This is a genomic window from Streptomyces sp. NPDC050287, assembly GCF_044459385.1.
Taxonomy (GTDB): Bacteria; Actinomycetota; Actinomycetes; order Streptomycetales; family Streptomycetaceae; genus Streptomyces.
This window is the reverse complement of sequence record NZ_JBITIY010000010.1, coordinates 113,957-139,691: the sequence shown is the minus strand read 5'-3', so window position 1 is coordinate 139,691 and position 25,735 is coordinate 113,957. Positions and strand designations below refer to the sequence as shown.

Below are 25,735 nucleotides of genomic sequence, written 5' to 3'. Positions count from 1 at the left end.
GGCCGGGGCGGCCGCAATGACGAGCAACCCACCTTTCCTGCCATCCGGGAAGCCGGGGTCTCCGCATGTCTGGATCGGGTACCGACCGGTCGGTAACCTGCCCGTCATGACTACCGTTGCCCTGGACCCGCGCGCGGGCCGCCGCTGCCACAACGTACTCAACTCCCTGCACGCGACGCACTACTTCTCCCCCGACCTGGGACGGGAGATGGGCGCGCTCGGCGTCACGCACCCCCGGGCCGTCAACTTCGCGGTGCGGGCGGCGGCGCTGGGGCCGGTCGGGGCCGGCGCGGTGACGGCGGCGTTCTACAACTACAAGCACGAACTCGTCGCCGCGCACGTGCCCGCGGTGTGGGAGACGGCCACCCCCGAGCGGGTTCTGGCGGCACGCGCGCGTGCGGTCGACACGACGCTGCGCCGGCTGCTGGGCGAGGAGGCGGTGTCCTCCCCGGAGATGGCGGAGGCCGCGGGCCTGGCCCTGCGCGCCGCGGAGTCCTGTTCGCGCAGCGCCCGGCCGCTGTACTCCGCGCACGCCGACCTGCCGGTGCCCGAGGAGCCGCACCTGGCGTACTGGCACGGGGCCACGCTGCTGCGGGAGCACCGGGGCGACGGACACCTCGCCGTGCTGATGTCCGCGGGGCTGGACGGTCTGGAGGCCTTGGTGACCCACACGGCGACCGGCAAGGGCATGACCCCGAAGTGGGTGTTCGCCACCCGGGGCTGGAGCCAGGCGGACTGGGACGCCGCGGTCGGACGGCTTCGGGAGCGCGGGCTGCTGGAGGAGGACGGCGAGCTGACCGAGCGCGGGCTCGCGCTGCGCGAGGAGATCGAACGTGAGACGGACCGGCTGGACCGGGACCCGTACGAGCACCTGGGCGCGGACGGCGTGGCCCGCCTGACGGAACTCGGCACCGCCTTCGCCCGCGCCGCGCTCACCGCCGGGGCGTTCCCGGCGGATCTGCTCGGCAAGCGGTGAGAGCAGGGGGCGGACCTTCCCGGGCTGGGCTGAGGAGCGCGGCGGCGGACCTTCCCAGCCTGGGCTGAGGAGCGCGGCGGCGGACTTCCGGCCCGGACCGAGCGGCACACCCGCGCACCTCCGGCCGGGCGTCGGTGACAAGGTTCTGAACGGGGCTCGGAGATCCGGCGGCGGACCGGTCCCGAGCGCCGGTCGGCAGGCATCCCCGGCCGGCGCCGAGCTGCGGGCCGGTAGACCTCCCGAGCCGGCACCGCCCCCCATGTTCCGAGGTCATCACGCATGCCGGGCTGCTGCCGAGGTACTCGTTCCTTCCCGGTCGTCGCGGCCGGGAGAGGAAAGGGGAGATCCGTGTTCCGTGCGATCGCAGACGTACTGCGCCAGATCGGTGGCGCCATCGCCACCGTCGTGACCCTGCCCTTCCGCGCGCTGGGCCGCCTCTTCGGCGGTGCGTCGGGCTCGACCCACAGCCGCCGGGCCTGAGCCGCCGGACGCGCTCCCGCCCCGCGGCCGACGCGCCGCGGGCGGCGGCCCGTCCCCGCCCCGCCGGGATTCCGCCCTGACCCACGAGTGTCGGTGCCACCTGCCACAATTGCCGCGCAACCTCAGTGGAGAAGGCGGTACGGGAATCGTGACACCACCCGGGTCCATCGAAGTAGGGTCCATCGAAGGCAGGATCGCCGAGGAACTCGGCGTACGGGAGCGGCAGGTCAAGGCCGCCGTGGAGCTGCTCGACGGCGGTTCCACGGTGCCCTTCATCGCCCGCTACCGCAAGGAAGCGACCGAGATGCTCGACGACGCGCAGCTGCGCACGCTCGAGGAGCGGTTGCGCTACCTGCGGGAGCTGGAGGAGCGGCGGACGGCGATCCTGGAGTCGGTGCGCGAGCAGGGCAAGCTGACCGAGGAGCTTCAGGCGCGGATCCGGGGGGCCGAGACCAAGGCGCGTCTGGAGGACATCTACCTCCCGTTCAAGCCGAAGCGGCGCACCAAGGCGCAGATCGCGCGCGAGGCGGGTCTGGAGCCGCTGGCCGAGGGGCTGCTCGGTGACCCCGGCGTGGAGCCGCTGGCCGCGGCGGCCGCCTTCGTGGACGCCGAGAAGGGGGTCGCCGATCCGCAGGCCGCCCTCGACGGCGCCCGGGCGATCCTCACGGAGCGGTTCGCGGAGGACGCGGACCTGATCGGCGAGCTGCGTGAGCGGATGTGGGTGCGCGGGCGGCTGGCCGCCAAGGTGCGGGAGGGCAAGGAGGAGGCGGGCGCCAAGTTCGCCGACTACTTCGACTTCGCCGAGCCGTTCACGGAGCTGCCCTCGCACCGGATCCTGGCGATGCTGCGCGGCGAGAAGGAGGAGATCCTCGACCTCGTCCTGGAGCCGGAGGAGCCGACGGACGGCCCTTCGTCCTACGAGGGGATCGTCGCCCACCGCTTCGGCATCACCGACCGGGGCCGGCCCGGCGACAAGTGGCTTCAGGACACCGTCCGGTGGGCCTGGCGCACCCGCATCCTGGTGCACCTCGGCATCGACCTCCGGCTGCGGCTGCGCACGGCCGCCGAGGACGAGGCCGTGAACGTGTTCGCGGCCAACCTTCGCGACCTGCTGCTCGCCGCCCCGGCCGGCACCCGCGCGACGCTGGGCCTGGACCCCGGGTTCCGTACGGGCGTCAAGGTCGCCGTGGTCGACGCGACCGGCAAGGTCGTCGCCACCGACGTGATCTACCCGCACGTCCCGGCGAACAAGTGGGACGAGGCGATCGCCAAGCTGGCCCGCCTGGCCAAGGAGCACGCGGTCGAGCTGATCGCGATCGGCAACGGCACCGCGTCCCGCGAGACCGACAAGCTCGCCGGCGAACTTATCACCAGACACCCGGAGTTGAAGCTCACCAAGGTGATGGTGTCGGAGGCGGGCGCGTCCGTGTACTCGGCCTCCGCCTTCGCCTCCCAGGAGCTGCCCGACATGGACGTGTCGCTGCGCGGCGCGGTGTCCATCGCGCGCCGGCTCCAGGACCCGCTGGCCGAGCTGGTGAAGATCGATCCAAAGTCGATCGGGGTCGGCCAGTACCAGCACGACCTGTCCGAGGTGAAGCTGTCGCGTTCGCTCGACGCGGTGGTGGAGGACTGTGTGAACGGCGTCGGTGTGGACGTCAACACGGCGTCGGCCCCGCTGCTGTCCCGGGTCTCCGGCATCACCTCCGGGCTCGCCGAGAACATCGTGGCGCACCGCGACGCCAACGGCCCCTTCAAGTCGCGCACCCAGCTGAAGGGCGTGGCGCGGCTGGGCCCGAAGGCGTACGAGCAGTGCGCGGGCTTCCTCCGTATCCGTGGCGGCGACGACCCGCTGGACGCGTCCAGCGTGCACCCCGAGGCCTACCCGGTGGTGCGGCGGATGGTGAAGACGTCCGGGCAGGAGGTCGCCTCGCTCGTCGGCAACACGGCGGTGCTGCGTTCGCTGCGGCCGCAGGAGTTCGTGGACGACACGTTCGGTCTGCCGACCGTGACGGACATCCTCAAGGAACTGGAGAAGCCCGGGCGCGACCCGCGGCCCGCGTTCAAGACGGCCACCTTCAAGGACGGCGTCGAGAAGATCTCCGACCTGTCCTCCGGGATGATCCTGGAGGGGGTGGTCACGAACGTGGCGGCCTTCGGGGCGTTCATCGACGTCGGCGTGCACCAGGACGGTCTGGCGCACGTCTCCGCGTTGTCGAAGACGTTCGTCAAGGACCCGCGGGACGTGGTGAAGCCGGGTGACATCGTCAAGGTGAAGGTCCTCGACGTCGACATCCCGCGCAAGCGGATCTCGCTGACGCTGCGGCTCGACGACGAGGCCACGGCGCAGGAGCGGCAGCAGGGCCCGGGCGGCGGCGAGCGGCGGCAGCGCAGCGGCCGTCCGCCGCAGCAGCGGCAGAATCGCGGGGGTGGCGGCGCCGGCGGCGGCTCCCGTCAGGCTCCGCCGCCACCCGCCAACAGCGCGATGGCCGACGCGCTGCGCAAGGCGGGGCTGGTCGACCCGAAGAAGGGCAGGCGCTGAGCGGTCGCCTTGAGGGGTCGCCGCTGAGCGGCAGTGGCTGAGGCGTCCGGTCCGGATTCTCCGTACGACATGGAGGGTCCGGGCCGGTTCGTCCGTCAGGTGGTCATGCGGACACCACGTGCGATCACCTGGGACGTGTCCGGAAGCGGGGGCAGGGAGACCGCCTGGGTCGACCTCGACGAGCGGGTGCCGCGGGCCTGGGCGGAGTGGTCGGCACCGTGCCCGACGGGTACCGGATCTCGTACATCCTGCCTTCCTGGCGTTCGGGGTCGGCGTCAGCGTTCGGTCACCTTGCCGTCGGCCACCTCCAAGCGGCGGGTCACGTGGACGGCGTCCAGCATGCGCCGGTCGTGGGTGACCAGGAGCAGGGTGCCCTCGTAGGCGTCGAGGGCCGACTCAAGTTGTTCGATGGCCGGCAGGTCGAGGTGGTTGGTGGGCTCGTCGAGCACCAGGAGGTTGACGCCCCGGCCCTGGAGGAGGGCGAGGGCGGCCCGGGTGCGTTCGCCCGGGGAGAGGGTCGAGGCCGGGCGCAGCACGTGGTCCGCCTTGAGGCCGAACTTCGCCAGGAGGGTGCGCACTTCGGCGGGCTCGGTGTCGGGGACCGCCGCGCCGAACGCGTCCAGCAGGGCCTCCGTGCCGTGGAACAGTTTGCGGGCCTGGTCGACCTCGCCGACCAGGACGCCGGAGCCGAGGGCGGCCGCGCCGGCGTCCAGCGGGACGCGGCCCAGCAGGGCGCCCAGGAGTGTGGACTTGCCCGCGCCGTTGGCGCCGGTCACCGCGATCCGGTCCGCCCAGTCGATCTGCAGGGAGACCGGGCCGAGCACGAAATCGCCGCGCCGGACCTCGGCGTCCCGCAGGGTCGCGACGACCGCGCCGGACCGCGGGGCCGACGCGATCTCCATCCGCAGTTCCCACTCCTTGCGGGGCTCCTCGACGACGTCGAGGCGTTCGATCATGCGCTGGGTCTGCCGGGCCTTCGCGGCCTGCTTCTCACTGGCCTCACTGCGGAACTTGCGGCCGATCTTGTCGTTGTCGTTGCTCGCCTTGCGGCGCGCGTTCTTCACGCCCTTGTCCATCCAGGAGCGCTGCGTCTGTGCCCGCTCCTGGAGGGCGGCCTTCTTGTCGGCGTACTCCTCGTAGTCGCCGCGGGCGTGCCGACGGGCTACCTCGCGCTCCTCCAGATAGGCCTCGTACCCGCCTCCGTACAGGGTGATCTGCTGCTGGGCGAGGTCGAGTTCGAGGACCTTGGTGACCGTGCGGGTGAGGAACTCGCGGTCGTGGCTGACCACGACCGTGCCGGCGCGCAGGCCGCTCACAAAGCGTTCCAGGCGTTCCAGGCCGTCGAGGTCGAGGTCGTTGGTGGGCTCATCGAGGAGGAAGACGTCGTAGCGGGACAGGAGGAGGGAGGCGAGGCCGGCGCGGGCGGCCTGGCCGCCGGACAGAGAGGTCATCGGCTGGTCCAGGTCGACGGCGAGGCCGAGCGAGTCGGTGACCTCCTCGGCCCGCTCGTCCAGGTCGGCGCCGCCGAGGTCGAGCCACCGCTCCAGGCTCGTGGCGTACGCGTCGTCCGCGCCCGGCGCCCCGTCGACGAGGGCCTGGGTCGCCTCGTCCATCGCCCGCTGGGCCTCGGCCACGCCGGTGCGGCGGGCCAGGAAGTCCCGCACCGTCTCGCCCGGCCGGCGTTCCGGTTCCTGCGGGAGGTGGCCGACGCTCGCGGTCGGCGGGGACAGCCTGAGCTCCCCCTCCTCCGGCGCCGTGAGGCCGGCGAGCATCCTGAGCAGCGTGGACTTGCCCGCGCCGTTGGCTCCGACCAGACCGATCACATCGCCGGGCGCGACGACGAGGTCGAGCCCGGAGAACAGGGAGCGGTCGCCGTGCCCGGCGGCGAGGTTCTTGGCGACGAGGGTGGCAGTCATCAGAGTGCCGATCCTAATGGGCGGCCCGAGCGGTCCGCGTCCCGGTTTTACCGTGCCCCATCGCTTCCACCAGCACACTCCCCGACGTCCGCGCCACCAGGAAGGACTCCCCCTTGACCGCCCCGGCGTCCAGGGCGACGCGGTGGCGGCCCGGTTCCAGGATGCCGTCGAAGAGCTCGTGGGTGCGGGTGCGGTAGAGGCGGTCGAGACGGTACGCGGTGAGGCGGACCCGGCACGGGGAGGTGACCTCGACGCCCGCCTCGCCGTCGGCGGCCACCAGGCCCGTCAGCCGGCGCTGTGCCACCGGGCTGGGGTCGAGGGCGTGCTCGATCTGGGCCACGAGCAGCGGGACGATCGGGGCGAGGCCGTCGACGTACGCCACCTCGACGCCGGCGTCCTCGAACGTGCGGCGTACGGCGGCCCGTTCCTCCTCGGTGATCGCACGGCCGAAGGCGACGGCACCGTAGGCGCGCAGTTCCTCGGCCGAGACGTCGTGCGCGTCACGGGTGATGTCGGCGCCGATACCGATGGTGCGCAGGGCGGCGGCGAGCTTGGCCAGGAGGGCGACGCGGGCACCGATCAGCAGCACCCGGCGCCGGGGCGCGGCGGGGGCGGCACCGTCCAGCAGGGAGGCCAGCGCGTGGCGGTACTCGGTGCCGCGGAAGCGGAAGGGCCCTATGCCGTGGTAGCCGTTGAGCGCCAGGTCGGCGTGTTCGTCGGTCTGCCAGGCGAAGTCCCGCCAGACGAAGTCCTCGCCGTCGCGCTGGATCACCGCGGTGACGGCGCCGCAGGCCAGGTCCTCGCATTCGGGGCAGCCGTAGACGATGTACCGGCCGCCGGGCAGCGGTGCGTGAGTCTCCAGGAGGAGGCTGCGGACCTGGGCGGTGAAGATCGCGGGCGGGACGTCTGAGGCGAGCGGGGAGACAGCGTCGAGGTCGGAGAGCTGGTGAAGGAGGGGGCGGCCGTCGACGATGAAGTCCACGAAGTCCCGGTGTACCTGGTAGCCACCGTCGGCGAGGACTTCACCGGCACGCATCGCCGGTGCCAGGCCGAAGGCCGCGTATGCGACAGACATGCTGTGAGTATCCCCACAGCGGGACCGATGTGAGCACGGCATGACATATTCCGTTAGCGTCCCCGCGTGGAAAGCGAACTGAGGGACGAGATCGTCGTGGTCGGCGGCGGCGTCATCGGGCTGACGACGGCCGTGGTGCTGGCCGAGCGCGGCCGACGGGTGCGGGTGTGGACGCGTGATCCGGTCGAGGGGACCACCTCGGCGGTTGCCGGGGCGCTGTGGTGGCCCTATGCGATCGAACCGGTCACGTCGGCGCGGAGGTGGGCGCTGCGCTCGCTGGACGTCTACGCGGAGGCGGCGGCCTCGCCCGAGGTGACCGGCGTACGCCTGGTCGAAGGGGTACTGGGTGAGGCGGATCTGGACGGCGCACGGGCGTGGGCGGGTGCTCGGGTGCCGGGGCTGCGGGCGGCGACAGCCGTGGAGTACGCCCGGTCGGGCGTGTGGGCAAGGCTGCCGCTCATCGACATGTCGACTCATCTGCCATGGCTGCGGGAGCGGTTCCTGGCGGCGGGCGGGGTGATCGAGACCCGTGCGGTGTCCGACCTCGCCGAGGCCGACGCACCGGTCGTGGTCAACTGCACCGGGCTCGGCGCCCGCGAGCTGGTGCCGGACCCGTCGGTGCGTCCGGTGCGCGGGCAGCTGGTGGTCGTGGAGAACCCCGGCATCAGGACCTGGCTGGTCGCCACGGACGTCTCCGGGGCGAAGACGTACTTCTTTCCGCAGCCGGGCCGGCTGGTGCTGGGCGGGACGGCGGACGAGGACGCCTGGGGGCCGGAGCCGGATCCGGCGGTGGCGGAGGACATCGTACGGCGGTGTGCGGCGCTGCGGCCCGAGATCGCGGGGGCGCGGGTGCTGGAGCACCGGGTGGGGCTGAGGCCGGCCCGGGACGCGGTCCGGCTGGAGCGTGAACTGCTGCCGGACGGACGGGCGTTGGTGCACAACTACGGTCACGGCGGTGCGGGTGTCACGGTGGCGTGGGGGTGCGCGGAGGAGGCGGCCGGCCTGGCACGGCACGGGGCCGCCTCCTCCTGACGGGCAGTCAGCAGCGGCTGGGCGGCGTAGCCTGCCTTCTCCTGGCGAACACTCAGCAGGCGGTTGGGCGTTACGTCCAGTCTCTCCCTGACGGGCAGTCAACAGTCGGTGGAGTGTACGGCCGCCAGCCTCCCCCTGGCGGACAGTCAACAGTCGGTGGGCGTTACGGCCGCCGCCTCCTGGCTAGTGCGGTGCGCTCAGCAGTCGGTGACGGGCTCGCCGGCCGTGAGGTGATACGGGGCGCGTTCGTCCAGGAGCAGCGGGACGAGCGCGCGCAGGGGCTGGCGGAGCGGGACGTAGGTGCCCTTCGACTTCACTCCGTGCAGGGCGAGTTCGTCCTTGACGTCCGTGTACTGGCCGGCGGTGAGCCGGTAGCCGCAGGGCGGGTCCTGGATCACCTCGGCCGGTTCCGGCGGGTCGTTGTCGGCGCCGCCGAGGTAGACGGGCCCGGTGTCCGCGTATCCCGCGAGCCGGGCACCGGCCGTCGCCGCCTCGACCTGGGCACGCCGCTCACCGGTGAACCTGAACAGGCCCTTCAGGGCGGCCAGTTGCGAGCTCACCCGGCGCCGGTTGTTGACCGCCTCCCCGACGTCCGCCAGCGGCTCGACGCGGCTCTCGATGAGCAGGCCGAGGGCGTGCTTGACGCCGGACATGTTCCTCAGGATGCGTTCCTGCCCGTCCCCGGCGACCTGCCGGATCGGTTCGCCGGTCTCGGGGTCCGTCCAGATGCCGTACGTGCCGGTCGAGTACCCGGCGCCGCGGGCGGCGGGGCGGACGTACGCCTCGGACAGGGTCCGCGCCTCGTCGTGGACGGCCGCGTCGGTGTTGAGGTTGCGCGGCCACAGGTCGAAGAGGTCCTTGTCGTAGTACCGGGGTGTGGCGCCGTACTCGTGCAAGTCGTAGATGATGTCCGGGCGTTGGTCGCGGACCACGGCGGCCGTCGCGCGGGCCTCGGCGGTCCGCAGAGCGAGGTGGTCGCGGTTGACGTCCACGCCGTCGCTGTTGCCCCGGGTGTCGGCGGCGCGGCCGTCGGGGTTGGCGGTCGGCACGACGAGCAGGGTGGTGCGGTCCAGGAAGCGGCGGGTCTCGCGGTCCTTCGCGTAGGCCAGGTCGCGGATCGTGGTCAGGCAGGCCTCGCGGCCGGAGGGTTCGTCGCCGTGCTGGCTGCACACGAGCAGCACCTTGTCCGGTGCGTGCGCGGCGCCGATCCGGGCCAGTCGGAGAGGGCGGCCCTGCTTCGTCGTACCGATGGTGGTGACGGAGACCCGGGCGCTCGCGCGGTCGACTGCCGTGAGGAAGGTCTGCTCCTCGGTTTGGGTCGTCCAGCGGGCGCCGTCCGTCTGTTCGAAGCCGGTGCGGGGCGGGGTTTCCGTGGCGGAGGCCGGTGTGGCGACCAGGGAAGCCGCCAGGGCCGCGGTGGTGAGGGTCAGGGCGCGGATCATCGGCCGCTCCCCGGGACGCGGAGGGTGCCGCGCGGTTGGGTCACGCCGTCGAGGAACGCGGCCTCGGGGACTGCGGGCGCGGAGCCCGTCGTGGCTCGGGCGAAGGCGACCGTACCGCCGACGAACGGGACGCGGGCCGAGGTGCGGGACAGGTCGACGGTCAGCGTGGGCCTGGTCGACGGCGGGTCGATGAGGTCCTTGTCCGTGCCCGCGACGATCAGCGCGAGGCGGTGCCCGGCCGGGACGACGTGGTCCGTGGCGCCCAGGTCGAGGGTGATGGTGTACGCCTTGCCCGGCGTGAGGGGAACTCCCTTCACGTCCGAGGCGTAGTTGCCCAGGTCGGCCCAGCCGCGGCTGATCACTGTGTAGTCGACGGCGGCTGTCTTCGCCCGGGTCTCCTTGAAGCAGGCGCTGTCACCGGTCGTGCTCGCGCCCCAGCAGGTCCGTTCGGTGAGCGTGGTGATGCCCTCGCCGGCGGCGGCGTAGTCGCGGATGGTGTCGGGGCCGAGGTCCACGAGGACGGCGGACAGGTGGGCCGTCGAGGTGGTCGGCGTGGCGGTGACGGTGACCTTCGAGGAGCCGGACAGGCGCAGGTCCTTCGTGAGCGGTCCGGTGGTGAAGCCCGTCTTGCCGGGAGTGGGCGTGTCGGTCCGGGCGGCCCAGTCGGTCTCGCTCAGCTGCGCGTCGTCGGTGAAGGTCTCGGTGCCGGTGCCCCGGCGCAGGCCGAGCGTGCCGACGCCTTCCTGGGCGCCCTCGGCGGGGCGCAGGGTGGTGGGGGCGGTGCCGCTCGGCGGCCACACCTTCGACGTGGCCCACTGGTCGGGGTGGCGCTCGATGTCGGCCATGGGTTCGCGGTCGATGCCGTTGTCGTAGCCGAGGAGTTCGTGGTCGAACCAGCGGTGCAGAGTGTCGACCCAGTGCGCGCGGCGGAAGTCGAAGGGGTCGACGTGGCCGGTCTGGGAGAGCCAGATCTTGCGCTCGACGCCGTTCTTCGCGAGGGCGTCCCACCACGGACCGACGTGCTGCATACGGACGTTGAGGTCCTGCATGCCGTGGACCAGGAAGACGCTCGCCTTCACCTTCGAGGCGGCCTTGACGTAGTCACGCTCGCTCCACAGTGGGGTCCGGTCGCCGGTGCGCGGGGCCCCGTCCACGAGCCTCTGCTGAACGGCGGCGCACTTCGCGCGGGCGTCGGGACTGTCGACGTAGTCGGACAGCCACTCCGGGCCGGAGTCGTAGAGCGGGGCGCCCTGGGAGAAGTAGTAGTCGTACCAGGTGGAGATGGCGCTGATCGGGACGATGGTCTTCAGGCCCTCGACGCCGGTGGCGGCGACGCCGTTGGCGATGGTGCCGTCCCAGCTCTTGCCGATCATGCCGGTTCTGCCGTTGGTCCAGGTGGCTTTGGCGCGGGTGCTGCCGGTGCGGGTGGTGTAGGCCTTGCCGCGGCCGTTCAGCCAGTCGACGACGGCCTTCGCGGACTGGATGTCGGAGCGCCCGCCGACGTCCACACAGCCGTCGGAGCGGTTGGTTCCGGCCAGGTCGACGCCGACGAAGGCATAGCCGCGGGGCACGAAGTAGTTGTCGTAGAACAGCGGCATCTGGACGACATGGCCGTCCGCGTCGTACGTCTTGAGCTGGCTCTCGTTGCCGCGCCCGCAGCAGGAGTAGTACGGGCTGGCGTCCATGATCACGGGAACTTTGCGGCCCTGCTGGGCGGGTTCGCGTGGCCGGACGATGTCCGCGGCGACGCGGTCGGTCTTTCCGTCCGAGTCGCCGTCGAGCCCGGTGTCCACCCAGACGGCCTCACGGACGGCGTTCTCGTACGAGTAGACCGGCCGGCTCTCTCGCGGGGCGGCGTCGGCCACGGCCGGGGTGAGGAGGGCGGCCGTCAGGGCTGCGACAGCCACCGCGGCGAGCGATCTCCAGGTCGTGAAGCGCATGCGTGTCGGCATGCGCCGGACGGTACATCGGTCAACTCCCGTACAGAAGAGGGCAATGGCGGGCCTGCGAGGTGGTTGAGAGCTCCGGGACGGTGTTCGTGACGGCCGAATGACATGCCTGTGACAGCGGTGGCCGTGGACACGCCAGGGCTCACAGGGACTGAATAGGCTGCGAACAGACTTCGGTTCCCCACGACTTGGAGCTTTCGTGCACCGCAGAATCTTCGCGCCGGGCGTACTCGCCGCGTCCACCCTTTTGCTGGCGATCCCGGCATCGGCCGCGAGTCACTCCCCCGGCGCCCCGGGCATCGGCGACCCCTACTACCCGGACTACGGCAACGGCGGCTACGACGTCTCCCACTACGACCTGCGGCTCAAGTACCAGCCTGGCACGGACGAGTTGGAGGGGACGGCGACCCTGCTGGCCCGCACCACGCAGGATCTGTCGCGGTTCGACCTGGACTTCCTGCTCGACGTCAGCGAGGTACGGGTGAACGGCGTGCCGGCGTCGTTCACGGCCTCCGGCGAGCACGAGCTGGAGATCACCCCCAAATCGCCGCTGGACAAAGGCACTTCCCTCACCGTCGTGGTGCGCTACCGCGGGGTGCCGTCCTCGAAGCAGGCGTACGGTTTCACCAGCTGGCACCGGACACCGGACGGCGGTGTCGGCGCCAACGAGCCCGAGGCGGCCTGGTGGTGGTTCCCCAGCAACGACCACCCCCTCGACAAGGCCACCTACGACGTGTCGGTGCAGGTGCCGGACGGCAGCCAGGCCATCTCCAACGGCACCCTCCAGTCGACGAGTTCGCGCGCGGGATGGACCCGGTTCAACTGGCGGTCGAACAAGCCCCAGGCCACCTATCTCGCGACGCTGGCCGTCGGCAGGTTCGACATCACGACCGGCACCACAGAGAGCGGCATCCCGGTCGTCAACGCCTACAGCAAGGACCTCGGCGACAACGACGGCGCGGCCCGGGCGAGCGTCGAGCGGACCGGGGAGATCGCGGACTGGCTGACCGGGTACTTCGGGCCGTACCCCTACAACGCCCTCGGCGGATACGTGCCGAACGTGACCACCGGGTACGCGCTGGAGACGCAGACCCGGCCGTTCTACAGCCCGCGGCAGTTCGCGAACGGGTCGAACACCTCAGTCGTGGTGCACGAGCTGGCCCACCAGTGGTACGGCGACCTGGTCTCCGTGGCCGGCTGGAAGGACATCTGGATCAACGAGGGCTTCGCACGGTACGCGCAGTGGCTGTGGTCGGAGCACGAGGACGAGGGCACCGCGCAGGAACTCGCCGACTACGTGTACGCCTCGCACCCGGCCGACGACGCGTTCTGGACGGTGAAGCCCGGCGATCCGGGACCGGAGAACCAGTTCCATGCCGCCGTCTACGACCGGGGCGCGCTCGCCCTGCAGGCGCTGCGCAACGAGATCGGCGACCAGGCGTTCTTCGCCGTCCTCAAGGGCTGGCCGCAGCAGTACGCCTACGGCAACGCGTCGGTGGCCGACTTCCAGAGGTACGCCGAACAGGTCTCCGGGAAGCCGCTGGCCGCACTGTTCGACACGTGGCTGTTCCAGCCGTCGAAGCCGGGGGCGCCGGCGGCACACGAGGCCTCCCTCGCTCGGGCGGCGACGGCTCCCGTACAGCCGAGGTCGTGGAAGAAGATCGCGGCGACGAACGACGTGCACGAGCACTGACGTCCGCCGGAGCGCGGTGTGTATCGACCAGTGTGACCCGCTACTTCGTGAGGCCCGACAGTTCCCTGTCCGTCGACTCCGACACCCGGCGGCGCACGCCGAACCAGCCGGCGATCAGGAGGACGGCGATCGCGGGGATCAGGAGGAGGGTCTTGCGGCCGACCTCCGGGTCGTTCCACATCATGCCCAGGCAGGCCAGGAGGAAGGCGATCGTGGTGATTTCGGTGACCGGGCTGAACCAGAGGCGGAAGGAGGGGCGGGTCACCACGCCCGCCTGAGCGCGGCGGACGAAGACGAGGTGGCAGACCATGATGATCACCCAGGTGCTGATGACGCCGAGCGAGGCGATGTTCAGCACGATCTCGAAGGCCTGGCTCGGCATGAGGTAGTTCAGGCCGACGCCGAGCACACACACCGCGCAGGTCAGCAGGATGCCGCCGTACGGGACCTGGCTGCGGTTCATGCGAGCGGTGAACCTGGGCGCCGAGCCGGCCATGGCCATGGAGCGCAGGATGCGGCCCGTGGAGTACAGGCCGGAGTTCAGGGACGACATCGCGGCGGTGAGGACGACGAGGTTCATCACGTCGCCCGCCGCCGGGACACCGATCTTCGACAGGACCGTGACGAAGGGGCTCTCGTCGGCCGAGTAGACCGAGCCGGGCAGGAGGAGGGCGAGGAGGACCACCGAGCCGACGTAGAACAGGCCCACGCGCCACATGATCGAGTTCACCGCGCGCGGGACGACCTTCTCCGGCTCGGCGGTCTCGCCGGCGGCCACGCCGACCAGCTCCAGGGCGGCGTACGCGAAGATCACGCCCTGCATGACCAGGATGACCGGCATCACCCCGTGCGGGACGACACCCCCGTTGTCGGTGATCACGCCGACGCCCGGAGTCCCGCCGCCCACCTCATGCCGAGTGGCCAGCAGGAAGATGCCGATCAGCATGAAGCCGACGAGCGTGGCGACCTTGATGATCGCGAACCAGAACTCCATCTCGCCGAAGATCTTCACCGAGATCAGGTTCACCGCCAGGACCACCGCGAGGGCGATCAGGGCCAGCACCCACTGCGGGATGTCGGTGAACAGGCTCCAGTAGTGCGTGTAGAGCGCGATCGCGGTGATGTCGGCGATCCCGGTCGTCGACCAGTTCAGGAAGTACATCCAGCCGGCGACGTACGCGCCCTTCTCACCGAGGAACTCACGCGCGTACGACACGAACGAGCCGGAGGAGGGGCGGTAGAGGACGAGCTCGCCGAGGGCCCGGACCACGAAGAAGGCGAAGACACCGCAGACGAGGTAGGCCAGTGCGAGTGCCGGTCCCGCGTCGTGCAGGCGGCCTCCGGCGCCCAGGAAGAGCCCGGTGCCGATCGCGCCGCCGATGGCGATCATGTTGACGTGGCGGGCCTTGAGGTCCTTGCTGTACCCGGCGTCGCCCGCGTCCGCGGGCACCTGGGCCGCGTCGGTGCGGGAGGCGGCCTGTGCCGATTCCACGGCGTCCTTGCTCACGGGTGAATCCACTCTCTGGTGCGCCCCGGCGGATCTCGCTCGGGTCTTGGGACATGCCTTGGCCCGTGCCCCCTCGGTCGGGGCACGGGCCAAGGGCGCGCCTTCCCCGCACCTCGCGTCGCACGCGATGGCACACGTCACACCGCGGAAGGTGCACACGGTCGCCGCGAGGCCCTCACACGGTCACCCGGAGGTGCGGAAGAGGGGAACGGAAGGCGGGTACGGAACAGTGGTACGGAAGCGGTTTCACATCACTGGTGAGACAGCGATACTGCTGCACATGACGACCGACGCCGAGGAGCCGGCCCTCACGATCGACGAGCTGGCCTCACGGGCGGGAGTCACGGTCCGCACCGTCCGTTTCTACGGCACGAAAGGGCTGCTGCCCCCACCGGTGATCGGGCCCCGCCGAGTCGGCCACTACGGCCGGGAGCACCTCGCCCGGCTCGCGCTCATCGAGGAGTTGCAGCGACAGGGCCTGACGCTCGCGGCCATCGAGCGTTATGTGCGGCAGCTGCCGGCCGACCTGAGCGCGCACGACCTCGCCATCCACCGTGCCGTGGTGGCCTCGTGGGCGCCGGACGCGGTGGAGACGGTGACGCGGGCGGAACTGGAGCGGCGGGCGGGTCGGCGGCTGGGCGACAGTGACGTGGAACGGCTCGCCGCGATGGACGTGGTCCGGGCCGACGCGGGCGCGTACCGCGTCGACCTCGGGCTGCTCCGGCTCGGCGTCGAGCTGCTCGACGTACCGCTGTCGCAGGAGGCGATCCTCGCGTCCCGGAATGCCCTCATCGAGCACTCCCGGGCGGCGGCCCACGAGCTGGCGGATCTGTTCCGCGCGGAGGTGTCGAAGCGGGATGCGCAGGACGTGAAGTCGCTGTCGGCGCATATGCAACCGCTGGTGGTGCAGGCGTTGCTGACCACGTTCCAGCGGTCGCTGAAGGAGGAACTGCGGGAGTGGGCGACGGAGTCGGTCACAGATGGGCTGATCCGTCGGCCACGGGTGGCCTCCGGCGCTTCTCACGCACATCCTGCCCGCCCGGCGTAGGACGGGTCAGGGCGGCGGAGGCGAGTTCCCTGCCCCGCCGCCCCACCTCACGCGTCCCGGAACCGCTCCCCCTTCTCCGCCTTCTCCACCAGCAGCGCCGGCGGCGTGAACCGCTCCCCGTACCGCTCGGCCAGTTCCCGCGCGCGGGCCACGAAGCCGGAGAGGCCGGTCCCTCCCCCGGCGCCGCCCTCGTAGCCGTTGATGAACTGGAGGACGCCGCCGGTCCAGCCGGGGAAGCCGATGCCGAAGACGGAACCGATGTTGGCGTCCGCCACGGAGGTCAGGACGCCTTCCTCCAGGAGCCTGACGGTGTCCAGGGCCTCGGAGAAGAGCATGCGGTCCTGCATGTCCCTGAAGGGGATCTCTGCATCTTCACGCGTGAAGTGCTCGCGCAGGCCCGGCCAGAGGCCCGCCCGCTTGCCGTCCTCGCCGTACTCGTAGAAGCCCGCGCCGCCGCTGCGGCCGGTGCGGCCGAACTCGTCGACCATGCGGTCGATGACGGCGTCGGCCGGGTGGGTCGTCCAGGTGCCGCCCGCCTCCTCGACGGCCCGCCTCGTCTCGGTGCGGATCTTGCGCGGGAGCGTGAGCGTGAGCTCGTCCATCAGGGCCAGCACCTTGGCCGGGTAGCCCGCCTGGGCCGCCGCCTGCTCGACGGACGCGGGCTCGATGCCCTCGCCGACCATCGCCACGCCCTCGTTGATGAAGTGGCCGATGACCCGCGAGGTGAAGAAGCCGCGGGAGTCGTTGACGACGATCGGGGTCTTCTTGATCTGCCGGACCAGGTCGAAGGCGCGCGCCAGCGCCTCCTCGCCGGTGCGCTCGCCCTTGATGATCTCGACGAGCGGCATCTTGTCGACCGGCGAGAAGAAGTGCAGTCCGATGAAGTCGGCCTGACGCTCGACACCTTCGGCGAGCGCGGTGATGGGGAGCGTGGAGGTGTTGGAGCACAGCAGCGCGTCCGGCTCGACGATGTGCTCGATCTCCTGGAACACCTTGTGCTTGAGCGAGGTGTCCTCGAAGACCGCCTCGACGACGGCGTCACAGCCGGCCAGGTCCTGGGGGTCGGCCGTGGGCGTGATGCGGGCCAGCAGGGTGTCCGCCTTCTCCTGGGTGGTGCGGCCCCGGGAGACGGCCTTGGCGCACAGCTTCTCGGAGTAGCCCTTGCCCTTGACGGCCGCCTCCAGGGAGACGTCCTTGAGGACGACGTCGATGCCGGCGCGGGCGCACGAGTAGGCGATCCCGGCGCCCATCATCCCGGCGCCGAGTACGGCGACCTTGCGGACCGGGCGCGGCTCGGTGCCCCTCGGCCGGTTGGCGCCGGAGTTGACCGCCTGGAGGTCGAAGAAGAACGCCTGGATCATGTTCTTCGAGGTCTGTCCGGCGGCCAGCTCCACGAAGTAGCGGCTCTCGATGACCTGTGCCGTCTCGAAGTCGACCTGGGAACCCTCGACCGCGGCCGCGAGAATACTGCGCGGGGCCGGGTAGGGAGCGCCGTTGGTCTGCTTGCGCAGCGTGGCCGGGAAGGCGGGCAGGTTCGCCGCGAACTTGGGGTGGGCGGGCGTACCGCCGGGGATCCGGTAGCCCGGCTTGTCCCAGGGCTGCTGCGACTCGGGGTTGGCCTCGATGAAGGCGCGGGCCTTGGCGAGCAGCTCGTCCTGGGTGGCGGCCACGTCGTGGACCAGGCCGTTCTCCAGAGCGCGCCGCGGGCTGTACTGGGTGCCCTGGAGGAGCACCTTCAGCAGCGCGTCGGCGATGCCGAGCAGGCGTACGGTCCTCACGACTCCGCCGCCGCCGGGGAGCAGGCCGAGGGTGACCTCGGGGCAGCCGATCTTGGAGCCGGGGGCGTCGAGGGCGATGCGGTGGTGGCAGGCGAGGGCGATCTCGTAACCGCCGCCCAGGGCCGCGCCGTTCATCGCGGCGACGACCGGCTTGCCGAGGGTCTCGATGCGGCGCAGGTTCCGCTTGATCGCCATGCCGCCGTCGAACAGTTCCTGAGCGGTCTCGGGCGTGACGCGGATGAGTTCGCGCAGGTCGCCGCCGGCGAAGAAGGTCTTCTTGGCGGAGGTGATGATGACGCCGCGGATGGTGTCCTTCTCGGCCTCCAGGCGGTCGGTGATCACCGCGAGGGAGTCGCGGAACGCCTGGTTCATGGTGTTCGCGGACTGGTCCGGGTCGTCCAGGACGAGGGTGACGACGCCGGTGCGGTCCTGTTCCCAGCGGATGGTGGTGCTCTGTGTCATGACAGGGTCTCCGTAGAGGTCTCTTGGGTCCGGATGTGGATCAGGAGCCGGCTCGGGAGTCGGTCCGGGATTCGGCTCAGGAGTCGGCTCGGGATCGGATCCGGATTCCGCCGGGGTTTCAGACGCGCTCGACGATCGTGGCGATGCCCATGCCGCCGCCGACGCACAGCGTGGCGAGGCCGTACCGCTTGTCCTGGCGTTCCAGTTCGTCGACGAGCGAGCCGAGGATCATCGCGCCGGTCGCGCCGAGCGGGTGACCGAGGGCGATGGCGCCGCCGTTGACGTTGACCTTGTCCAGGGACAAGCCCATGTCCTTCACGAAGCGGAGCACCACGGCCGCGAAGGCCTCGTTGATCTCTACGAGGTCGATGTCGTCGATGGTCAGCCCGGCCTTGGCCAGCGCCTTGCGGGTGGCCGGGGCCGGGCCGGTGAGCATGATGGTGGGCTCGGAGCCGGAGACGGCGGCGGAGACGATCCGCGCGCGGGGCGTGAGGCCGTAGCGCTCGCCGACCTCCTTCGAGCCGATCGCGGCCAGCGAGGCGCCGTCGACGATGCCGGAGGAGTTGCCCGCGTGGTGGACGTGGTCGATCTTCTCGACCCAGTGGTACTTCTGCAGCGCCACGGCGTCGAAGCCGCCCAGGTCGCCGATGTCCGCGAAGGACGGCTTCAGCCGGCCGAGGGAGTCGGCGGTGGTGCCGGGACGCATGTGCTCGTCGTGGTCGAGGACGACGAGACCGCCGCGGTCCTTCACCGGGACGACGGACCGGTCGAAGCGGCCCTCCTTCCAGGCGGTGGCCGCGCGCTCCTGCGAGAGGGCCGCGTACTCGTCGACGTCCCGCCGGGAGAAGCCCTCGATGGTGGCGATGAGGTCGGCACCGATGCCCTGCGGCACGAAGTTGACGTCCAGGTTGGTCATCGGGTCGTTGAACCAGGCGCCGCCGTCCGAGGCCATCGGCACCCGGGACATGGACTCGACGCCGCCCGCGAGGACGAGGTCCTCCCAGCCAGAACGCACCTTGGCGGCGGCCATGTTGACCGCCTCCAGGCCCGAGGCACAGAAGCGGTTCTCCTGGACGCCGGCCACCGTGTCCGGCAGTCCGGCGGCCACGGCGGCGATCCGGGCGATGTCGGAGCCCTGGTCCCCGACGGGGCTGACGACACCGAGCACGACGTCGTCGACGGCGGCCGGGTCGAGGCCCGGGAAGCGGGCGCGGATCTCGTGGATGAGGCCCACGACCAGGTCGATGGGCTTCGTGCCGTGCAGGGCGCCGTTCGCCTTGCCGCGGCCGCGCGGGGTGCGGATCGCGTCGTACACGTACGCTTCGGTGCTCACAGGTCAAGCCTTTCGGGTGAGGGTCGGCCCAGCGGGAATCGCGGGAGACGATGCCGTCCTTCTCCCACTGCTCGTTGTACGGCGGCGCCTGAAAAGATCTGCCGCTTCATGCGTGTCCCTTCATGCGTGGCCCTTGAGGAGGCCGGGCACATCCCAGTCGCGGGCCACGTCCGAGGTGTCGGCACCCGGTCGGGCGGGGCCCGTGCGGACGGTGGTCGGGGTGGCCGAGAAGCGGGGCGCGGGCGCGGGCTGGGTGAGGCCGTCGTGGTCGGTGAAGGTGCCACGGGCGGCGAGGTGCGGGTGGTGCGGGGCCTCGCGCAGCGTCAGGACCGGGGCGACGCAGGCGTCGGTGCCCTCGAAGACGGCCGCCCACTCGTCGCGGGTGCGGGACTTGAAGCGGGCGGCGACTGCCTCGCGCAGCTCGCTCCAGCGGGTCCAGTCCTTGCGGGCGTCCGCGAAGTCCGTGAGGTCGAGCAGGGCGAGGAACGTGTCGTAGAACCGGGGTTCCAGGGCGCCGACCGCCATGTACCGGCCGTCGGCGGTCTCGTAGGTGCCGTAGTAGGGGCAGCCGCCGTCGAGGAGGTTGGCGCCGCGCCGGTCCTGCCAGCCACCGGCGGCCATCATGCCGTGGATCATCGCGGAGAGGTGGGCGGTGCCGTCGACGATGGCGGCGTCGACGACCTGGCCGGTGCCGGTCGCGCGCGCGTGGTGGAGTGCGGCCAGGACGCCGACGACGAGGTAGAGGGAGCCGCCGGCGTAGTCCCCGAGGAGGTTGGCGGGGGCGGGCGGGGGTTCGTCCGGGGGGCCGATCATGCCGAGGGTTCCGGTGAGGGCGATGTACGCGATGTCGTGGCCCGCGCGCGGGGCGAGGGGGCCGTCCTGGCCCCAGCCGGTCATCCGGCCGTAGACGAGCTTCGGGTTGCGGGCGTGGCAGGCCTCGGGGCCGATGCCGAGGCGTTCGGCGACACCGGGTCGGTAGCCCTCGACGAGGATGTCGGCGTGTGCGGCGAGGTCGAGGACGCGGGCCGGGCCGCCGGGCGCCTTGAGGTCGATGATCACGGAGCGCTTGTTGCGGTTGGTGATGTCGTGCGCCGGGTCGATCGCGAGTCCGGGGCCCTCGGGCCGGTCCACGCGGACGACGTCGGCACCCAGGTCGGCGAGGAGCATGGCGGCGAACGGGCCGGGCCCGATACCGGCCAGCTCGACCACGCGCGTGCCGCTGAGCGGGCCCTGCTCCGGCGTCGTTGCCATTCGGCCCCCATGGTTGTGACACGACTGCTGTAACACCAGTGATGCTAGGAACGGGTCGTACCGGGCACAAGCCCGAGCGAGCAAGCGCTTAGCCCATTGTGGCCGGTATCGGCCCGGTCAGCGACCGCGTCCAGCTCCGCTGTCAGCCGCTTGGGGGCGGTGGCGCGGTAGCTCTCCTCGATCCAGTCGCACAGCGGCTCCGCGACCGGGGCGCCCTGGGGTTCCAGCGGGATGCTCACCCAGCCGGCCCTGCCCAGGGTCGCGGCCGTGGGCGCGCTGGTCGCGGCCGCCCAACTGCCGCCCGTGCGGCACTGGTTGTCGGACCGTCTCAAGCCCGGGGAGGGTCCCGGCCCGGAGCAGCGCGCCAAGAGCCGGTTCAACGTCCGCTTCGTCGGTGAGGGCGGCGGCCGGCGCGTGTACACGGAGGTGGCGGGCGGCGACCCCGGATACGGCGAGACGGCGAAGATACTCGCCGAGGGAGCCGTGTCCCTGGCCTTCGACGACCTGCCGCCGACCGCCGGTCAGGTCACCACGGCGGTCGCGATGGGCGACGCGCTGACGGAGCGGCTGCGGCGGGCCGGGATCACCTTCCGGGTGGCCGCGAGCCGGTGACCCGGCCGCCCGGTGGCCGCCCGGCGGCTACGGCGGCCACCGCACGACGGTCCCAGCGCCCACAGCGGCCACTGCACGACGGTCCCGGCGCCTACAGCGGTCACCGCACGACGGTCCCAGCGCCTACAGCGGCCACTGCACGACGGTGTAGATCATTCCGACGATCCAGGCGAGCCCGGCGAGCGTGGCGAGGACCAACCCGGCCACCACGGCGCGCTCGACAGGGCGGTCGGGGTCGGCGAGGGGCTTGTGAGCACGGTGCGAAGTCATGGGGCACAGCCTGCCGAGCGGGACGACGGCCCCACATCCGTACAGGTACTCAGACGACGTACTCAGACCGCTCCGCTCTAGGCAGCCGCTTCCCGCAGTGCCGCGCGGCACAGGGCGTCCGCCCGTCGTGTCGTCTCGGGCAGGCGGTAGGCCGGGGTCAGCGCCAGGGTGTGCGCGCAGGCGTTGTCGAGGCTCACGCGATGGCCGACGGAGACGAAGACCGGTTTGACGCCGTCCCGGGTGCGCACGGCGCGGCCGACCTCCTCGGTGCCGGCGAGCAGGGGGGACGTACTGCCGCGCGGGACGTCGGGATCGTCGTACACGAAGGCGAAGGGGTTCTTGGCGACGCCGATCGTGGGCAGGCCGGTGAGGACGCCGAGGTGGCTGGCGAGGCCGAAGCGGCGCGGATGGGCGAGGCCGTAGCCGTCGCAGACCACCAGACCGGGCGGGCAGGGCAGTTCGTCGAGGGCGGCGAGGACCGTGGGGATCTCGCGGAACGCGAGCAGGCCGGGCACGTACGGGAAGGAGACGCGGCCGACGGCCGTGGCCTCGGCGACGACGACGAGGCCGGCCGCGTCCAGGACGACGGCCGCGGCCACGACGAGGTCGCGCTCGTCGTCGTAGGCCACGTCGACGCCGGTCACCCGGCCGGTGCCGGGCGGCGGGCCCGGCTCGTCGAGCACCACGCGCCCTCGCAGTTCGTCCTGCACGGAGCGGGCCTCATCCTCGGTCGCGGGCCAGCCCGCGGGAATGCGCACGGTCGTCATGATGGGCACGAGCCTACGGGCCGTGAGCCGGGCGGCGTAGGCTCGTGATCATGTTCGTACTGGAGCTGACCCACACCGCCCCGCTCGATGCCGTCGACGCCCTGCTGGACGCCCATGTGGCGTGGCTGGACCAGCACTTCGAAAAGGGCGTCTTCCTCGCTGCCGGGCCCAAGAACCCCCGCGACGGCGGGATCATCCTCGCCGCCGTCGAGGGTCGTGAGCAGGCCGAGGAGATCGCCGCCGGCGATCCCTTCTCCACCGGCGGCGTGTGCACGTACCGCATCACCGAGTTCGCCGCCACCAAGACCGCGCCGGCCTTGGACGGGTACCGCGAGACGCTCGGCTGAGTCGAGCGGCTCAGCCCTTCTTCTGGCTCAGCGCGCGCTGCAACTGGTCCTTGTTCATGTTCGAACGGCCTTCGATGCCGCGCTGCTTGGCCTCGTTGTACAACTGGTCCCGGGTCGGGCCCTGGGGGCCCGTCCGGTTGCCCGACCGCTGGCCGCCGCGCTTGCTGGAGGACATGTCCTTGGTCGAGCTGCGGCTGGCGGTCTTCGACTCGCCGGACCGGGCGCGTTCCTTGTTGACCGTCCGCGCCGCGATCTCCTTGGCGCGTCCGGTGCTCTCGCCCCGGTCCTGCGCGCTCTCCTTGATGTGCTCGTACTGGCGCTCCCGCTTGGAGCTTGAACCTGCGGGCATGGTCGCTCACTCCTTTCGCGTCCGTGACCGAGTACCCGCATTCCGGTTCGTCACCACTTGAGGCGTGCCACCCGCCCCTGCTCCCCCGCGGCCCAGCAGCCGAGGTCCGGGCCGCAGTCCACGGTGTCGTACGAGCCCGTGTCCACGGTCCTCCAGGTACGGCCGCCGTCCGTGGTGAGGTCGGTGCCGGTCGGGCCGACGGCGAGGGCGGCCGTGCGGCTGTGCGGGAGCCAGGCGACGCCGGAGCGGTAGGCGGGCGGCGGCCGGTCGGCCGGCTGCCAGGCCCGGCCGCCGTCGGTGGTACGCGCGGCCGGCTGCGGGGAGGTCTGGTCCGGGCGGTAGTCGCCGCCGACGGCGAGGCCGTGCGCGCGGTCGCGGAAGGCGAGCGCGAACACGCCCCGGGCCGGATCCCCTGCCGGGATCGGTGTGTCGGAGGCCGTCCAGGTCAGCCCTCGGTCCAAGGAGTGCAGCACCCGCGCGCGTGCGGCCCCGCCGGTCGCCAGCCAGACGTCCCGGGGACCGGAGGAGACCAGGCACTGACCGCTCGCCGCGAAGCCCGCCTCCCCCTCCTGCGCGGCCGGCATCCCGGCACTGGGCAGCACCTTCCAGGTACGGCCGCCGTCACCGGTCGACAGGATGCGGAATTTCCCGTCCACGGGGTCGCTCATCGCGAGGCCGTGGCGGGAGTCGAAGAAGGTGAGGCAGTCGTAGAAGGCCTTCGCGTCGGTGTTGCGGAAGGACTCGGTCCAGGTCCGGCCGCCGTCCTCGGTGCGGTACACGCGGGACGCCTCGCCCTCGCCGATGGCCAGCACCACCGCGCGCCGCGCGTCGAACGCCTCGATGTCCCGGAACTGCAACTCGGCGGTGCCCGGCGGCGATACGTTCCGCCAGTTCGCTCCGCCGTCCGTGGTGCGCAGCACGGTGCCCCGGGTTCCGGCGACCCACGCGGTGTTCCGGCCGACGGCCGCCAGTCCCCGGAAGCGGACTTCGGGGCTGCCGGTGTCCTTGAGCTGCCAGTGCGGACTCCCGGCGTGCGGGCTCAGGGCGTCCGGGCTCAGGGGAGGCGACTCCCCCGCCTGTGCCGGTACGGCCGTCAGGGCGGCCAGAGCCGCCACGCAGGCCGCTCCCACCGCGATCGCACGACTCGCACGTCGCGCACCGCCCGTATGTCTCGTCAGCCGCGTGTTCCCCAAGGACCTCATGGCGGGCGAAGCTAGCCCACCAGCCAGGTGCCGTCCAGACGACCGGTCCGCCCTGTGAGGGTTTGCCACACTCGCCCCAAGTGCCCTTCCGGGCCCAGGCGATGAGCTGGATCACTCGCGTGAATGAACGCGGTGACAGAGGTCACTCGATATTCGTGTGCACGGATTGAGCCATTCCGGCGTCTCTTCCAGTGCCCGGCCTCATCCATCCCCGGAAGTCCGTCCCGCCGTCACAAGGGAGCAAGGCGTTGTCCATCGTCATCGAGCAGCCCGTCGAGGCCCGTCTCGTCGCCGCCGCGCCGCGGATGCCGAGCATCCCCGCGACTTTGCACTACGACCGGCGCGACCCGTTCGCCGTCCGTATGACCTTCCCCGCCCCGGCCACCCTGGAGGGCGTCGAGGTCTGCTGGACCTTCAGCCGTGAGCTGCTGTCGGCCGGCCTCCACGGATCCGAGGGCCACGGCGACGTACGGGTGCGTCCGTACGGCTACGACCGCACGGTCCTGGAGTTCCACGCCCCCGAGGGCACCGCCGTGGTGCACGTCCGCTCGGGCGAGCTGCGGAGGTTCCTCGAGGCGACCGGCGAGCTGGTCCCGGTCGGTCTGGAGCATCTCCAGCTGGACCTGGACCACGACCTGGCGGAGCTGATGCGGGACGCCTGCTGAGGCTTCCGGCTCCCCCCACACCCCGGGCTCACCGTCCCAGCAGGGCGTTGAGCTCGCCGTAGTCGAGCCCGTCGGTCAACGACTCGTACGTCCCCGCGTCCAGCAGCTCCCGCGCCGCGCGGCGGACCACGGCGTGCGCGGCCTGGGCGATCCCCGAACCGACGCTCACCGCGCGACACCGAGCGCGGCCGGCTCGGCGACCGACGGCGCGCCCGGACCGGCCATCACGTTCAGCGGCCCGTCGATGCGCCGCCCGCCATGGGCATGAGACTCACGACGCCACAGCAGCCGCCTTCGCCGTGCGTACCTCCCGGACCACCGTCCGCAGCACGGCCGCCGTCTCCCCGGCGCGCTCGGTCAGCTGTTCGGCGCGTCCTGGTGCGGGCCGGCTGTCGGGCGGCAGCAGCCCCGCGGCGTCCGCGAGGGCGGCGAGGGCCGCGTCCCGTTCGGAGATCTCCGCCACCGGCACCGACCCCAGCAGAGCAGCCCGCGCCTGTGTGCGCAGCGCCTGCACGACGGGGCCGCGGACCAGGGCGTACTCCACGGTCGGGAACACCCCGAGGATCCGCCGTTTCTCCGCCCGCAGGCAGCCCCCGGCGGCCAGTTGTTCCCGTACGGCGTCCAGGGTGATCCGCGCCCGCAGGCTCACCCAGCTGTGCCAGTGGTGCGGCCGGGACTCGCGGACCAGTTCGAGGAGGCCGTCGAGGACGGGGTCCCCGGTGTCGGAGTCCAGGTCGGCGGGCGTGGCGATGCCGTCCTCGTCGGTGAGCAGGCCGTGCTGAGCCAGCTCCACGAGGGCCCCGGCCCGGACAAGCGGGGGCAGCCGGCCGGCGCCGGTGACCTCCGTGCTGTCCCAGGCCAGCAGGCACAGGCGGGCCGGGAGCGAGAGCGAGCCGTGGGACACGGGGTCTCCTTCGGGCGTCGAGGGGGTTCACGTTAATCCGTTGACAGCCGTCGGAGCCGTTCATACGGTGTACAGCGGTTCTGTTGCCGTCGATAGGAGAAGGACGTTGCTCGTCTGAGGTTCCGAGACACCGCGTCA

At 71.8% G+C, this 25,735-nt stretch carries 22 protein-coding genes and 2 pseudogenes; 9 read left to right on the top strand and 15 right to left on the bottom strand.

The features are described from left to right. The first annotated feature begins 106 nt into the window (after window positions 1-106). The 3 genes from ACIBK3_RS31855 to ACIBK3_RS31845 all read left to right on the top strand — a co-directional run bounded on the left by ACIBK3_RS31855 (window position 107) and on the right by ACIBK3_RS31845 (window position 3,995). Window positions 107-976, top strand: coding sequence for a hypothetical protein (locus ACIBK3_RS31855; protein WP_399370880.1), 870 nt, complete (start codon window positions 107-109; stop codon window positions 974-976). 348 nt (window positions 977-1,324) lie between these two features. Then, window positions 1,325-1,456 (top strand): LPFR motif small protein, encoded by a 132-nt coding sequence (locus ACIBK3_RS31850; RefSeq protein WP_399370879.1) that lies wholly within the window; start codon window positions 1,325-1,327, stop codon window positions 1,454-1,456. Between the two features lie 148 nt (window positions 1,457-1,604). Continuing rightward, window positions 1,605-3,995 carry a Tex family protein gene (locus ACIBK3_RS31845; protein ID WP_399370878.1) on the top strand — a complete coding sequence of 797 codons (2,391 nt, stop codon included), beginning with the start codon at window positions 1,605-1,607 and terminating at the stop codon, window positions 3,993-3,995. Window positions 3,996-4,270: 275 nt separating this feature from the next. Here ACIBK3_RS31845 and ACIBK3_RS31840 read toward each other — a convergent pair whose 3' ends face one another. Then, a complete protein-coding gene (locus ACIBK3_RS31840; protein WP_399370877.1) occupies window positions 4,271-5,911 on the bottom strand; it encodes an ABC-F family ATP-binding cassette domain-containing protein in 1,641 nt (546 codons plus the stop codon). Between the two features lie 13 nt (window positions 5,912-5,924). Continuing rightward, window positions 5,925-6,986, bottom strand: a complete 1,062-nt coding sequence (locus tag ACIBK3_RS31835; RefSeq protein WP_399370876.1) for an oxidoreductase — start codon at window positions 6,984-6,986, stop codon at window positions 5,925-5,927. 66 nt (window positions 6,987-7,052) lie between these two features. On the opposite strand from ACIBK3_RS31835, the gene ACIBK3_RS31830 reads away from it, so the two are divergent. Continuing rightward, complete coding sequence (locus ACIBK3_RS31830; protein ID WP_399370875.1) at window positions 7,053-8,018, top strand: FAD-dependent oxidoreductase; 966 nt, start codon at window positions 7,053-7,055, stop codon at window positions 8,016-8,018. 197 nt (window positions 8,019-8,215) lie between these two features. On the opposite strand, the gene ACIBK3_RS31825 is transcribed toward ACIBK3_RS31830, so the two are convergent. After that, window positions 8,216-9,460 carry a M14 family metallocarboxypeptidase gene (locus tag ACIBK3_RS31825; RefSeq protein WP_399370874.1) on the bottom strand — a complete coding sequence of 415 codons (1,245 nt, stop codon included), beginning with the start codon at window positions 9,458-9,460 and terminating at the stop codon, window positions 8,216-8,218. Next, on the bottom strand, window positions 9,457-11,412 hold the full coding sequence (locus ACIBK3_RS31820; RefSeq protein ID WP_399370873.1) for a Xaa-Pro dipeptidyl-peptidase: 1,956 nt from the start codon (window positions 11,410-11,412) through the stop codon (window positions 9,457-9,459). The genes ACIBK3_RS31825 and ACIBK3_RS31820 overlap by 4 nt, the downstream gene beginning before the upstream one ends. 196 nt (window positions 11,413-11,608) lie before the next feature. Between ACIBK3_RS31820 and ACIBK3_RS31815 the strand changes: the two genes are divergently transcribed. Beyond that, complete coding sequence (locus ACIBK3_RS31815) at window positions 11,609-13,102, top strand: M1 family metallopeptidase (protein WP_399370872.1); 1,494 nt, start codon at window positions 11,609-11,611, stop codon at window positions 13,100-13,102. A gap of 40 nt (window positions 13,103-13,142) precedes the next feature. Here ACIBK3_RS31815 and ACIBK3_RS31810 read toward each other — a convergent pair whose 3' ends face one another. Next, window positions 13,143-14,609 (bottom strand): amino acid permease, encoded by a 1,467-nt coding sequence (locus ACIBK3_RS31810; RefSeq protein WP_399370871.1) that lies wholly within the window; start codon window positions 14,607-14,609, stop codon window positions 13,143-13,145. 280 nt (window positions 14,610-14,889) lie between these two features. On the opposite strand from ACIBK3_RS31810, the gene ACIBK3_RS31805 reads away from it, so the two are divergent. Further along, on the top strand, window positions 14,890-15,657 hold the full coding sequence (locus tag ACIBK3_RS31805; protein WP_399370870.1) for a MerR family transcriptional regulator: 768 nt from the start codon (window positions 14,890-14,892) through the stop codon (window positions 15,655-15,657). A 47-nt stretch (window positions 15,658-15,704) separates the two neighbouring features. On the opposite strand, the gene ACIBK3_RS31800 is transcribed toward ACIBK3_RS31805, so the two are convergent. The 4 genes and pseudogenes from ACIBK3_RS31800 to ACIBK3_RS31785 form a co-directional block, all read right to left on the bottom strand. Beyond that, window positions 15,705-17,897, bottom strand: a complete 2,193-nt coding sequence (locus ACIBK3_RS31800) for a 3-hydroxyacyl-CoA dehydrogenase NAD-binding domain-containing protein (protein WP_399370869.1) — start codon at window positions 17,895-17,897, stop codon at window positions 15,705-15,707. A gap of 118 nt (window positions 17,898-18,015) precedes the next feature. Continuing rightward, the gene (locus tag ACIBK3_RS31795; RefSeq protein WP_399370868.1) at window positions 18,016-19,230 is read right to left on the bottom strand and encodes an acetyl-CoA C-acetyltransferase; all 1,215 of its coding nucleotides are present in this window, start codon (window positions 19,228-19,230) and stop codon (window positions 18,016-18,018) included. 120 nt (window positions 19,231-19,350) lie between these two features. Next, on the bottom strand, window positions 19,351-20,481 hold the full coding sequence (locus ACIBK3_RS31790) for a CaiB/BaiF CoA transferase family protein (protein ID WP_399370867.1): 1,131 nt from the start codon (window positions 20,479-20,481) through the stop codon (window positions 19,351-19,353). A 44-nt stretch (window positions 20,482-20,525) separates the two neighbouring features. Then, window positions 20,526-20,738 (bottom strand): annotated as a pseudogene (locus ACIBK3_RS31785) (hypothetical protein); the annotation flags it as partial. On the opposite strand from ACIBK3_RS31785, the pseudogene ACIBK3_RS31780 reads away from it, so the two are divergent. After that, a pseudogene (locus tag ACIBK3_RS31780) lies at window positions 20,728-21,093 on the top strand (saccharopine dehydrogenase); the annotation flags it as partial. The pseudogenes ACIBK3_RS31785 and ACIBK3_RS31780 overlap by 11 nt on opposite strands. Window positions 21,094-21,216: 123 nt before the next feature. Here the strand turns inward: ACIBK3_RS31780 and mmpA are convergent. Together mmpA and ACIBK3_RS31770 are read right to left on the bottom strand one after the other, a co-directional pair. Next, on the bottom strand, window positions 21,217-21,363 hold the full coding sequence (mmpA, locus tag ACIBK3_RS31775; RefSeq protein WP_399370866.1) for a morphogenic membrane protein MmpA: 147 nt from the start codon (window positions 21,361-21,363) through the stop codon (window positions 21,217-21,219). Between the two features lie 77 nt (window positions 21,364-21,440). Next, a complete protein-coding gene (locus ACIBK3_RS31770) occupies window positions 21,441-22,130 on the bottom strand; it encodes an endonuclease V (RefSeq protein ID WP_399370865.1) in 690 nt (229 codons plus the stop codon). Window positions 22,131-22,180: 50 nt separating this feature from the next. On the opposite strand from ACIBK3_RS31770, the gene ACIBK3_RS31765 reads away from it, so the two are divergent. After that, a complete protein-coding gene (locus tag ACIBK3_RS31765; RefSeq protein ID WP_399370864.1) occupies window positions 22,181-22,477 on the top strand; it encodes a YciI family protein in 297 nt (98 codons plus the stop codon). Between the two features lie 10 nt (window positions 22,478-22,487). On the opposite strand, the gene ACIBK3_RS31760 is transcribed toward ACIBK3_RS31765, so the two are convergent. Further along, the gene (locus ACIBK3_RS31760) at window positions 22,488-22,826 is read right to left on the bottom strand and encodes a plasmid stabilization protein (protein ID WP_399370863.1); all 339 of its coding nucleotides are present in this window, start codon (window positions 22,824-22,826) and stop codon (window positions 22,488-22,490) included. Window positions 22,827-22,876: 50 nt separating this feature from the next. After that, window positions 22,877-24,028, bottom strand: coding sequence for a WD40/YVTN/BNR-like repeat-containing protein (locus tag ACIBK3_RS31755; protein WP_399370862.1), 1,152 nt, complete (start codon window positions 24,026-24,028; stop codon window positions 22,877-22,879). A 248-nt stretch (window positions 24,029-24,276) separates the two neighbouring features. On the opposite strand from ACIBK3_RS31755, the gene ACIBK3_RS31750 reads away from it, so the two are divergent. Further along, entirely contained in the window at window positions 24,277-24,693 is a 417-nt protein-coding gene (locus ACIBK3_RS31750; RefSeq protein ID WP_399370861.1) for an SsgA family sporulation/cell division regulator, read from the top strand. Window positions 24,694-24,721: 28 nt separating this feature from the next. Here the strand turns inward: ACIBK3_RS31750 and ACIBK3_RS31745 are convergent, their stop codons facing one another. Both ACIBK3_RS31745 and ACIBK3_RS31740 read right to left on the bottom strand, forming a co-directional pair. After that, the gene (locus ACIBK3_RS31745) at window positions 24,722-24,862 is read right to left on the bottom strand and encodes a hypothetical protein (protein WP_399370860.1); all 141 of its coding nucleotides are present in this window, start codon (window positions 24,860-24,862) and stop codon (window positions 24,722-24,724) included. Between the two features lie 102 nt (window positions 24,863-24,964). Then, window positions 24,965-25,597, bottom strand: a complete 633-nt coding sequence (locus ACIBK3_RS31740; protein WP_399370859.1) for a GPP34 family phosphoprotein — start codon at window positions 25,595-25,597, stop codon at window positions 24,965-24,967. Window positions 25,598-25,735: the final 138 nt, after the last annotated feature.